This is a genomic window from Methylotenera sp. E1MeOHC1, assembly GCF_058745595.1.
In genome coordinates this window covers 2,082,224-2,094,236 of sequence record NZ_CP196025.1, presented here as the reverse complement: position 1 = coordinate 2,094,236, position 12,013 = coordinate 2,082,224, and the positions used below count along the sequence as shown (strand labels likewise).

Annotated in this window: 11 protein-coding genes; 4 read left to right on the top strand and 7 right to left on the bottom strand. The window is 44.3% G+C overall.

Going from position 1 to position 12,013, the window contains the following annotated elements; all coding sequences use genetic code 11:
- Positions 1-30 precede the first annotated feature (30 nt).
- Together ACSSU7_RS09810 and ACSSU7_RS09805 are read left to right on the top strand one after the other, a co-directional pair.
- Positions 31-567 carry a Gx transporter family protein gene (locus ACSSU7_RS09810; protein ID WP_492516303.1) on the top strand — a complete coding sequence of 179 codons (537 nt, stop codon included), beginning with the start codon at positions 31-33 and terminating at the stop codon, positions 565-567.
- Between the two features lie 12 nt (positions 568-579).
- Positions 580-1,665: a DUF3108 domain-containing protein gene (locus tag ACSSU7_RS09805; protein ID WP_492516302.1), complete on the top strand. Its 1,086-nt coding sequence runs from the start codon at positions 580-582 to the stop codon at positions 1,663-1,665.
- Between the two features lie 54 nt (positions 1,666-1,719).
- On the opposite strand, the gene ACSSU7_RS09800 is transcribed toward ACSSU7_RS09805, so the two are convergent.
- The 6 genes from ACSSU7_RS09800 to ACSSU7_RS09775 are packed head-to-tail and all read right to left on the bottom strand — an operon-like array spanning position 1,720 to position 9,324.
- A complete protein-coding gene (locus tag ACSSU7_RS09800; protein ID WP_492516301.1) occupies positions 1,720-6,096 on the bottom strand; it encodes a pilus assembly protein in 4,377 nt (1,458 codons plus the stop codon).
- Positions 6,097-6,105: 9 nt separating this feature from the next.
- Positions 6,106-6,768, bottom strand: coding sequence for a pilus assembly PilX family protein (locus ACSSU7_RS09795; protein ID WP_492516300.1), 663 nt, complete (start codon positions 6,766-6,768; stop codon positions 6,106-6,108).
- The gene (locus ACSSU7_RS09790; protein ID WP_492516299.1) at positions 6,765-7,844 is read right to left on the bottom strand and encodes a PilW family protein; all 1,080 of its coding nucleotides are present in this window, start codon (positions 7,842-7,844) and stop codon (positions 6,765-6,767) included. Before ACSSU7_RS09790 ends, ACSSU7_RS09795 begins: the two co-directional genes overlap by 4 nt.
- Before the next feature lie 37 nt (positions 7,845-7,881).
- Positions 7,882-8,304: a type IV pilus modification PilV family protein gene (locus ACSSU7_RS09785; RefSeq protein WP_492516298.1), complete on the bottom strand. Its 423-nt coding sequence runs from the start codon at positions 8,302-8,304 to the stop codon at positions 7,882-7,884.
- Between the two features lie 19 nt (positions 8,305-8,323).
- The gene (locus tag ACSSU7_RS09780) at positions 8,324-8,878 is read right to left on the bottom strand and encodes a GspH/FimT family pseudopilin (protein ID WP_492516297.1); all 555 of its coding nucleotides are present in this window, start codon (positions 8,876-8,878) and stop codon (positions 8,324-8,326) included.
- Positions 8,872-9,324: a type IV pilin protein gene (locus ACSSU7_RS09775; RefSeq protein WP_492516296.1), complete on the bottom strand. Its 453-nt coding sequence runs from the start codon at positions 9,322-9,324 to the stop codon at positions 8,872-8,874. Before ACSSU7_RS09775 ends, ACSSU7_RS09780 begins: the two co-directional genes overlap by 7 nt.
- Before the next feature lie 253 nt (positions 9,325-9,577).
- Here ACSSU7_RS09775 and lptM point away from each other — a divergent pair, with 253 nt between their 5' ends.
- Both lptM and lysA read left to right on the top strand, forming a co-directional pair.
- On the top strand, positions 9,578-9,700 hold the full coding sequence (gene lptM / locus ACSSU7_RS09770) for an LPS translocon maturation chaperone LptM (RefSeq protein ID WP_492516295.1): 123 nt from the start codon (positions 9,578-9,580) through the stop codon (positions 9,698-9,700).
- 37 nt (positions 9,701-9,737) lie between these two features.
- On the top strand, positions 9,738-10,988 hold the full coding sequence (gene lysA, locus ACSSU7_RS09765; protein WP_492516294.1) for a diaminopimelate decarboxylase: 1,251 nt from the start codon (positions 9,738-9,740) through the stop codon (positions 10,986-10,988).
- A gap of 90 nt (positions 10,989-11,078) precedes the next feature.
- Here the strand turns inward: lysA and purU are convergent, their stop codons facing one another.
- Positions 11,079-11,933 (bottom strand): formyltetrahydrofolate deformylase, encoded by an 855-nt coding sequence (gene purU, locus ACSSU7_RS09760; protein WP_492516293.1) that lies wholly within the window; start codon positions 11,931-11,933, stop codon positions 11,079-11,081.
- Positions 11,934-12,013: the final 80 nt, after the last annotated feature.

Sequence of the window (12,013 nt, the reverse complement as noted above, 5' to 3'; positions counted from 1 at the left end):
CACGACAAATCTATAGATGCGCGATTAACGATGCAGATCAAAACCACCATAGAAGACCACCGCATTGCTAAACTAGCTACCGTAGCCATTGCGTTGCATATGCTAGAGGCTGTGGTTCCTTCGCCGTTACCCGGCGTAAAACCAGGCATCGCAAACATTGTGACCTTATATGTATTATTTAAATATGGCTTTGCCAGCGCAGCTTGGGTGAGCATACTCCGGGTATTTGCCAGCAGCCTGCTACTAGGGCAGTTTCTATCACCAACTTTTATACTTAGCCTAGCCGGCGCCTTGCTGAGTCTAGGTGTATTATGGTTAAGTACGCACTTACCAAAAAAGCACTTCGGCACGGTATCGTTAAGCATATTTGCGGCCTTTGCACACATTGCAGGGCAATTGATTATAGTTAGGCTATGGTTGATTCCACATGCCAGTTTGGCTTACTTAGTCCCCATTTTTGCCATCGCTGCGCTGTTTTTCGGGCTAATCAATGGCATCATTGCCCATAAGTTACTCTATAATGAAACATCTATCACAGACACCTCACCTAGAGGCTGCCATCACTAGCTAAGCAACCAAATGTTTCATACCCTTAAATCACATGCTAAAGCTCATAAAGCCCTTATAGCTGCTGTGATGGTGTCTTTGCTATTGCATACGCTATTCTTATCCGAGCTATCTTTCACACTGCCAGACATAGGTGATGACCATCAGCCTCTCAATGTACAACTAGTGCAAGCACGATCACCCGCCGTGGTAAACAAAACCATAGAAAAAATTACACCCAAATCCAAACCAGCAAAAACTGAAACTTCCAGTACCGAAAGTGCCAAACCTGTTGATAGCACTGACACATCAAGAGAAGACGAAATTGACTTTCCTATAATCGACGACATAGATACACCACTACCACCATTAGAGCCTGAGCCTGTTAAGCAGAATGATGTGCCTGCATCTATAGAGCCATCAATATCCGAGCAAGCGTCGCTGGTATTAACACCCCAGTATATAGAAACAGAATTTGATGTGTTTCAAGGCGAAAGTAAAAGTATAGTAGGTAATGCGCGCATCACCTTCAATATAGACAAGTCCGGTAGTTATTCAATCAAAAGTACTATTGAAGCCCAGGGCATAACCGCGCTATTTTTTCAGAACCTAGTGCAGGAAAGCCAAGGCTCTGTGACTGAGACTGGTTTAAAACCAAACTATTACTCTTATCGATACGGCAACAAAAAATCGCAAACTGCTAACTTCCACTGGGATGACGATACATTGACGTTGCGCACAGAAAAGAGCGAGAAAACCGAAAAATTAGAAACTGGCACACAAGACTTATTAAGCTTTATGTACCAGTTCATGTTCACGCCGCCTTTGGCGTCCAACGCGATTAACATTACCAATGGTAAAACATTGCGTAACTACAATTACCGCTTTGAGGGTGAGGAAATCATCTACTCAAAAATTGGTGCACTAAATGCAATCCATTTAATCAAAGCTAGCGCGAATAATGAAGAAAAAACAGAACTATGGCTAGCCTCAGACTATAAGAACTTACCGATAAAAATCCGTAAGACTGAAAAAAATGGCAGTGTGATTGAACAGGTAATCACCAGCATTAACAGTGCTCCAGCCTTAAAACTACCAGAACCTAATGTCACTTGGTAGCATTAAAAAAATAAAGAGCGGCTTCGCCGCTCTTTATTTTTTAACAATTACTAGTTAATCTAGGAGCTCCCGCCAAATTGCCCGTTTACTTTGGAACTTGGCATTTCCACTACCAAATTCCGTGGCTACAGGTTCAAATTTTGCGTCTGCGGTTACCGCAGAAACCACTGGCTTACCCGCAATATACATCACATTGAAGCCAACAATTGGCGCATTTGTTTTCGTTGAAACCAGTCCTGTAGAGAGGTTTGGCGGCTTGCCACTATCATAACTAAAGAAATTAAAATAACTATAACCACCAGGGCTACAAACAGCATTAGATGGTATCGTCGTCGGCACCAACAGCGTACCAGCAACCAGTTGTCCTGCAACATTTTGTCGCTCAGCGGCAGTAGTAGTGTCAGAGGCAGCAGGCACGTAGAAATTTACAAACCAGCCATCTCCATTGGCCATATCCACATTATTTGCCGAGCCTATACGTGTGTTACTTGGTGCACTTAGCGTTTGCTCCACCAAAGTATTACGTGGGTTATCGATGGTTGGGCCATTGCTATCTTTAATTGCATAAAGTGTCTGTTGTTGCTTATCGGTAAGATCATTTATTTCAAGATACTTACCCGTCCCGACAAAAATAACGCGATTCTCGCCAACTTTACCTAGCTCTGGCCTCGTAGTAATAGGCTGCCGATTGCTTTGAGGGTCTCTCAATATAGCTACCAGTTTAGGGTTAGGGCTAGATGGTGTAGCACCAATATCAAAACGCCATAAATTCCCCAATAAATCCCCACCATAAATCCAATGGGCGACATTTTCTTTCTCTGCATCGGCCACATCGGACCAAGCAGAAATCTCAGCAAGCCCACTTGGCGTTACATTATCACCCACGCCAGTACTTATATTTGAAATTAGCGAAGTACCACTGAGCGCATTCAAAACGTATAACACCCCTTTACCACTTTCACTACCCCCACCATTGTTATAGCCAGAGGTTAATACCACCACCCATTTATTTTCAGGGGTTTTGGTAATCACAGGGTTACCGAAGCTATAACCCATATTGTTATCAGTGCGAGTGCAACCTGCGCAATCGCTATTACCAAACTCCCATAAAAGAATCGGTGAATCTGGGTTTGTGATATCTAAAGCATAGTAACCCTTGCCACCGCCATTCAGTCCACCAACTAGAATAGTTTTCCAGCTACCGCCATCATATACATCAGAAACGGTAGGGTCGCCATTTACATAATTCGCATGCATAGTTGAGTAATTTTTATCAGCCAACTTCCACATATTAGGGATCACCATGCTTGGCACATAAGCCCAACGCTCTTCACCTGTGTCTGCATTAAAAGCGTGCAACATGCCATCATTGGTACCTATGTATACAGTCCTCCCCCTGTTCTCATCTATACCATTTGGGTAATTGTTTTCAGTATATTTAAATACTGGCTTGCCTACAAACACCGGTGATGACTCAAGTGCATCACCCAAAAATGCCTCGCGATAACGGAACAACCGATTCACAACTGTATTGGTACCTCGGTCTTCATACGTAGTGTCTCCGCGCAAGAAGTTCACTAAGTTGGCTTCTTTAGCATTTGGCTGTTGTGTACTAGCATCCAAAGATGTCCATTGACTCAATTTAGGTGCAAGATAAGCCTGCTGGAAGTAAGATTGTTGAACAGGCGTCATATTAGTATAAGTAAAATTCGCAAGCGCACCGCCACTATTCATAAGAACACGTCTAGTCCCAGAGGCAACCTTAGCCGCCATGGTGCCATGGCAAGCGGCGGACACCTCGACCTTGCAATTTGTCCCATCCATAATGCCTGCAGGACAACTGCTAGCATTTGGTGTAACACAGTAATAAACACTACTACTGCCACTTGGCTGCGCCACAATAGAGCTAGGTGCTGAGCATGATGCAGTCACGATATCTTCAGCACACCATACCGCAGACTCACTGACCTCCCCTGTTGTTGTATTAATAGTGCGTTGTTCTAAGTTGCCGGTCCATTTAACCGTGGTGTAACTTGCAAGATAAGCATAGTTATCACCTTGCACAGGGTTAAGCGTACTAGTCGCAGCGGCGGCACCCGCCCCAATTTTTGCATTAATTTGGGAAAGTGCTTCGGTTAAGCCCTTAGTAAGCTGGGCAGGGTCTTTGGCGCTAAAATAAGTGCCTTGTCCATTAACAGCCGCATGCCAAAGATCATCTACTGCGGTTTCAGTGTCCGCAACAGGGACCGGCCAATTCACTGTAGGACTACCTAAACTATTTTTAAGATTATAAAAATCCCCTGATGTTGCAGTTTTATAGTCACTGCTATACATTAAAGCGCCATCAACGCCCAAACCTAAGGTAAACGTAGTCATGTGCTGTTGAGGGTTATTATCACTACCACTCACAAATACGTTATTCACACACACATCCAACCCCAGTGCGCCAGTGCAATTGCTTAGTGCAGTGGTACGCAGATCAGTGTCGTAATAATATTTAGCCACGTCTGCCAAACTATTGGAGCTGGCGGTCGGACCTTCATTCATTGGGCGCGCTACAGACGTCCCACCATCCTTATTTCCTACCTGGCCGGTACCTGCAACATCTTTCACATCAGCATCAGCATCTGTATTCCAATAACCATCCGTTGTTAACAATGCAAAATTCTGCTGGCAAGAATATTGCACTGGGTCTGAAGAGCCTACAGGATTTTTCCCCGCGTAAATTCTGCCAACCAGTGAAAGCGCAGAGCGCAAAGGTGTACTGCTGCTAGGTGTGATGCCAAATAGCTTAGTGTACCACTGCTCTTTTTGGCTACCTGTACCAGCATCAAACTTGTCGATTGGTAAATAATTACTGCTTTGGTTGGCGATTGTAATAAACCCAACTCTATATCGATTATCAATCGGTTTGAAAGCCAAGCTTGCGGCAGTTTTCATCGCTTGCATACGCGTACGGTAGTAAGTATACCAATTAGAAAAATTGGTCATTTCCTGCGCATAGCTACAAGTAGCGTCACAATCTGTACGAGCTGCTGACTTAGGGTAACTGTTGGTCAGAGAGGTAATATCGGTACGGGTAAAGGTATAAGGTGGAGTAGATGAACTACTAACGCCGCCTGTAGCATTCACTATGCTGCCGACTGTTGCGCTATTAGTTAAACTGCTAACTTGAACCGTTCCGTTACCATTTGCGCCCGCAGCAACTGTAGATGTAATAGTGATTTTAGGGCTACTGGCACCATCAGAAACTGCAGTGTACTCAGGGTTAGAACTACAGGCATTAATCTTGGCAACAATTGCGTCGGCAAGCGCATTACGTCGCGCAGACCCACTGCCTGATGAGGTAGATGATGCAGTTCCGCAGCCAGTGCCAGTACCGCCCATAATCTCAACATTGTTCACTTTAACACTGCCAACTGTAGTAGTACCATTGCTTACACTCGAAACCGAAAACGAACCAACCGCAGCAGCACCTGTAATGGTCGAGCCGACATAACGTGGATAGACATAAGCACCAGAGCGTGTTGATTTGCAGGTGGTCAGCGCGGTGTTGCTACACCAACGGGACTTAGCCGGGAAGCTATAACTGACACCAGCTACGGTTGTTGGTGTGGAAGATAATACGCAATTGACTAACTCAGACTCACTGCAATACTCAGTTGGCACGACTGAATAGTAATAAGGTGCACCAGCCACTTTAATTACATTGGCTAACATGCTTGCTGTCATCTGCTGATCTGGCACTCCAGAAGTACGCCCATATTTAAAGGTTGCGTTGGGGTATAAGTAGTCACTATTTTTGCGGCATACACTGGTGTTGGTCAGCTCACTGGCAGTAGGGTTTTGCTTAGTACACCAAACACGATCAGGATAGTTAGTCGTCAGGTCAACATAATTGGTGGTTGCCAATAGCTGTGTAGTATTTTGCTTATTATAAGAATCTGTTCTTACATTGGTAGGTGTAGTTTGGTCACCTCTGCTGGTACCATCTGCATTCACTCCGGGTGTATAACGAATTGCCGGATTGTAATACTGACTATTCATATCACTATTCATAAAAGGTACATCACCCACCACGCACATATCCAGCACACGAGTCGTACCACTCACCACACCAGCAAACACATCACCTAGTGTACCGGATGAGCCCGATGTACCATCATCGCCACTATCTCGGCAATTTTTATCATTAGTGGCTGGGTTATTAAAAACGTCACTAATGTAATCAGGCGTGTAGTCCTGCTTCATACTGCCAGAGTTATCCAAAATAAACATTAAGTTAGGCAGCACATTCGTGGTTGTGGCGTTTGCCAAAGGCACAGTGGCTAAATCAACCGTGGCAGCATGTACCACCGGTAGCATACCAGCTAAAAATAACACGCTAGCTATTGATAAAGGCGTTAAGAAGGACCGTAAGTAGTTTTTCATGATTTAATCCTAATAAACAAAGGCTTGCGTAAAACTAAGCGTATTTCTGGGACCTGTTACCCGCACGGTAACCCTGTACATTGGCTGATCACCCGCACTAGACAGCGTACCGGTACCAGGATACTCCAATGTCGCTTGAGATCCAGGGCTTGTTGATGCAGCACCAAGCAAACATTTTTCTTTTGCCTTATACAACCCTGTAGTAGGCAACACTGTACCAGGCACGCACATTCTTTCTACGACATAACTAATGGTATTACCGCTACTATCTTTACCAGCAGCAATACCAGCTCCTGCAGCCAAACTATACCCAGTAGTGAAACGTACCTTCGCATCGTCTTGAGGCGATGCATAATAACCAGTATTCACGTTATCACTATTGAGTGCTGTTGTTTGATTCGCCTCCAGCCACTTAATGGCGGTTTCAACCCCCGTATCTGCTGATGCAGTTGCCGATTGTTTAAATGCCAAGTTCCCCGCTATTAATGTATTGGTATCTACAGACCGAATCAATGCCACTGCGGCAAGCGACATAACGACGAGTGCCATAAGGGCAAAAAACAGCACCACACCATTTTGTTTGCGCATCTTGTTTTGTGTACCGCTCACTTGCCGCAACGCTACAGAAAGAGAGCTAATTTTATTAAGTGAGTTCATGGTGAATTTACTCATAATACGTTTTTTGACCAAATAATATTACGCAGCGGAATAATGGTTTCATAAACGCGATAACGGTAATGTTGCCAATCTTCAATCGTCGTCAAGTTAATCACTGGCGCCGGTGAGCCCGCTTCATCAGGCCAGGCAACAGGGGCATTTGAGGTCACTGTTTCTTTTTCCAACTGTCCATTTCTAGCCACTACCGCCACGCGCACTGCCTTAATGCGATTTCTATTTGCAACAGTTAATCCTGCCGCAGACCAGATGCCGCTCGCATCAACCCAAGATGTCACCTTGTTATTATTTGCTGTGTCCGAAATACCGTACTGAGCCTGCATGCTCACAATTTCTGCCACACTCGGCTGACCATTACGCTCTAGCATGCTATTATTGACGCCATAGCCGACCGCACTCCAATTGCCCAAACAGAACAGGCTAGCGCCAGATTTTGCAGCATTCGCCACCTTCCCACCGCCATCAACGGCAACTGTGACTTTAGTGGTGGCAGTAACCGTTCTGATTTTTGTCATTGCACAAACACCCTGATTCACAATCATAGCGACGTGGTTAACCTTGCAGCCCATGTTGTTATCAACAACAATTTCCGGCAATGCGGCAGGGTTACTTGAGATCAGTGAAGAAAATCCACCCATAGGCGCATCACCATAACGTACAGTAATCTGATCACTACCAGTACCGCCATCTACTATGGTAATCGGGAACATATCAAAGTCTTCAACAAAAGGCGTGTCTGGGTCATCGTACGAAGGCGATGGACTGCATTGCATGGGTGAACCTTTGGGGTCAATTTCTGGTAAGCCAAATCCAGCTATTTGCACGTCTCGCTGGATATTATAAAGCGCAATATTACCGTTAGTTTGCGCATCTGCCGTACCGGTAGTACTACGTTTTTGGCCTTCAAAGACTGAAAAAACCTGCATAATTACCAGAGTAACCAACATACCAATTGCTAGACCAACCATAATCTCAATCAGGCTGAATCCAAGCTGATAGGTGCTTACGTTTTTGGGTTTGTAGCCATCAGGATGCAGGATATTTGCATCATTTTTTCTAGTATTGGTTAGCATCTAAAAGGCCTCGGACTCAATATTTATCAATTACCGATTAATTTGGTAAAACTTTAACAATCGAAGCATTCATCACCACATTATGCTCTTCAGTATCCCCTGGAGCCTGCCAAGTCACTGTTACCACAAATTGATTTAAATTAGGTTGTGTTACGCTACGCTTACCATTAGGTAATAATTGAGGGATTGCCGTTTGATTTTCCAAGTAACTAATCGCATTATCAGAGTCTGCCCACATTTGACCTATTCTTTGTTGCGCCACATAACTGGCATCCGCACGATACTTAGTATTACTAGTATTACTTAGCATTGTCCCCTGCAAGCCCACTAATGCAAGAATACCCATAGAAAAAATTACTATGGCAATTAACGCCTCAAGCAACATTGCCCCTTGTTGTGCTCTAGCACTGCGCATATTGGCAGGTAAGCGCTTGTTCAGAAAGTTTGCAGTATTATTCACCTTATACCTCATTACACATTTAGCATTTGCGCGAATCGTTTGAAGATTGCGCAACAGCAGGATCACACATTCTGACATTCCCACCTACGCCAACCGTAATACGCAAGGCACGGCTACCAGATACAAGCGTAGAGTTAATGTCAACCGATGTAAATGACGCTGGGGTAGTGGAGCCTAAGTTAGTAAAAACAACGGAAGTTTGTGCCGCTGGCGTTGTTAAAACAGTGATATTGGCGGTAGAGCCTTCGTTTTGACTACGGCTTCGAATGGTTGCAGGACACTCAGCAACACCATCACCATCAGAGTCTCCTACTGCGACAACACAACCCACAGTCCATCCAGAATTACCAGAAAAGGCAAACTGAACTTGCGCATTGCGTTTTACTGACTCTGCACGCGCTATTTGCAAGCCGTTTTGAATAGACTCCGCTGCGCTGCGAATGCGCGTATTCTCTATCCAATCGCGATAGCTGGAAGCACCCAACCCTGCTAACACTGCAATTATAGCAATCCCAACCACCAGCTCTATCAAGCTATAGCCTAGCATGGTGCGCATTGGGGCTTGCACTAGCATGTGCCTTCCTTACTTGTTAACCAGCAACTACCAGTAACACCATCGTATTTTGAAGATTTAACATCGTTTTGGTCTACCGTATATTGAAAATTGGACATCTCATTTTTACCATCCGCCTCCAGAACAAAAGTAGTGGCGGTTGTGGCGCTACATTTGTAATCGAAATACTTTGCACCACTTGCAGGTGCGCAGGTTCCTCCTACATAAGTACGGTTATCCTGATAATACTGCTCCATCCTTACTTTCAAGTTTGCCAGAGTAGAAGTCGCTTCAGCAGCCTTGCCTTTTTTGACATAGTCCCCATATTTTGGCAGTGCAATAGAGCCCAAGATACCGATAATTGCAACCGCAATCATCATTTCAACTAGTGAGTAGCCCTTCTGAACAGCCTGCGACTGGCGACAATGTTGTGACTTTGTATTTAACAAGATATTCATAATATTCATAGCGATTTTCCTTTTTCCCTTAGCTTGAATCCTCTGCTTAATTACTGGCCATGTCTATTAGCATCCGACAAATGGTAAATTTAGCCTAATAAACGGTTATTACCATCATTTTCTCAACCACTTCAAACTGTTGCATAAAGCTAACGGTAGGTAAAAAATGGTAGAATAACGCTTTAATTTTTTGCTTAACTCTCTGGATAAGATGCGTTATCACGCTACAAGCACATAGATAACCAACAAAAGGCTGATTTCAATGCGCGAAAAACTGATTATATTTCTGTTAATTTCAAGCAGCGCATTAAGCGCGTGCGGCACCAAAGGCCCGCTATATATTCCTGAGCAAGCATACCCTCAGCCGACCACGCCTAGCAAATAAGACCGGCATCATTAACCCCTATCGTTAAGACATTACTGTGAATACTTTTACACTTAAAAACAATGTGCTACATGCTGAAGATGTAGCGCTTACACAAATTGCAGAAAATTTTGGCTCACCTTGCTATGTATACTCAAAAAGTGCACTTAGCCAAGCTTTTGAGCGATTTAGCGCTGGCTTCAAAGATGCGAATCATCTGGTTTGTTTTGCTGTGAAATCCAACCCTAGCCTTGCGATTCTGAATTTATTTGCTAAGCTTGGCGCTGGTTTTGACATCGTATCCGGCGGTGAGCTAGCGCGGGTGATTGCCGCTGGCGGTGACCCGAAAAAGGTTGTGTTTTCTGGCGTAGGTAAAACAGCAGAAGAAATGCGCGCGGCATTAGAAGCTGGCATTTTTTGCTTTAACGTAGAGTCTGCCAGTGAATTACTACGACTGAACGACGTAGCAGCCTCTATGGGGAAAATCGCTCCGGTTTCACTGCGAGTGAACCCTAACGTTGACGCTAAAACCCATCCTTATATTTCTACCGGCTTAAAAAATAATAAATTTGGCGTGGCCTATGAAGATGCGCTGAACATTTATTTACAGGCGGCAGCCATGTCCAATATCGCCATTCATGGTGTGGATTGCCATATCGGCTCGCAAATCACTGAACTATCTCCGTTCTTAGATGCGTTTGACCGCGTACTGGCATTGGTAGATGCATTAGCAGAAAATAATATACAGATTCAGCATATCGACCTGGGTGGCGGCATCGGCATTTGCTACAGCGATGAAACACCGCCAGAATTCACAGCGTATGCAAAAGCAATGCGTGAAAAACTAGGTAACCGTGATGTGAAGCTGGTATTTGAACCAGGCCGCGCTTTAGTTGGCAATGCGGGTGTGCTGGTGACCAAAGTTGAATATTTAAAACAAACTGAAACCAAAAACTTTGCAATCGTCGATGCGGCCATGAATGATTTGATGCGCCCAGCACTCTATGACGCTTACCACGATATTCAAGCAGTAAAACCACGTAATGAAGCCGCTATGAACTATGAAATCGTAGGGCCAGTATGCGAGAGCGGTGACTTTTTAGGTCACGACAGAGCGTTAGCCTTACAAGAGGGGGATTTGTTGGCGATTATGTCTGCAGGCGCATATGGCATGAGCATGTCTAGCAACTACAACACTAGACCTCGCGTTGCGGAAGTCATGGTAGATGGCAGCCAATGCCACTTGATTAGAAAGCGTGAAAAAATTGCAGACTTGTTTGCAAATGAAAGTATTTTACCGAACGGCTAAATACGCTGCGCGCAACTACCGTTAGTTTATTAATCACTAACGGTAGTTATAAAAAAAGCGAAGATAAATCTTCGCTTTTTTTATAACTTTTTAGTCAAAAATCACCGTCTTGTTTGCGTATAGCAGAATACGATTTTCAATATGCCAGCTCACCGCCTTGGATAATACTACGCGCTCCAAGTCTCGCCCTTTCTGAATCAGATCTTCGACCTGGTCTCGATGCGAAATACGGTCTATGCCTTGCTCAATAATTGGGCCTTCATCCAACACTTCGGTCACATAATGGCTAGTTGCGCCAATCAATTTAACGCCACGCTCAAAGGCACGGTGATAAGGACGCGCACCAATAAAGGCTGGCAAGAAAGAATGGTGAATATTAATAATACGTTGCGGGTAACGTGACACAAAATCTGGCGATAGAATCTGCATATAGCGCGCCAGCACGATTAAATCAATGCCGTAATCGGCAAACAGCTTAAACTGTGCCGCCTCAGCCTCCGCCTTATTGTCTTTATTCACTTCAATATGGTGAAAATCAATGCCATAAAACTTAACTAGCGCTTCGGTATCGCGGTGATTACTAATCACTAGTGGAATTTCACAGGCCAGCTCGCCGCTTTTGTGTCTATGCAACAAATCAGCTAAGCAATGGTCATACTGCGATACCATAATGGCAACACGCGTTTTATGCTGGGACAACTTGAGCTGCCACTGCATACTGAATTTGTTGGCAACCACAGAGAATGCCTGACTAAAGCTAGCTTCATCTAGATTAAAACCAGTGAGATCCCATTCCACGCGCATTAAAAATAGATTATTTTCCGCATCTTGATGCTGGTCTGCGTGTAAAATATTGGCATTGTGCTGAAGTAAGAAATCAGCAATGGCTGCGACAATGCCTTTAGTGTCTGGGCAAGTAATCAGTAGGGTTGCAGTATTTTTCATAGTAAAAATTTATAATCTAGCTAATTCCGACATTAAATGACGCCAATTAACCGACAATATTTTTAAAGTTAATTATTTTA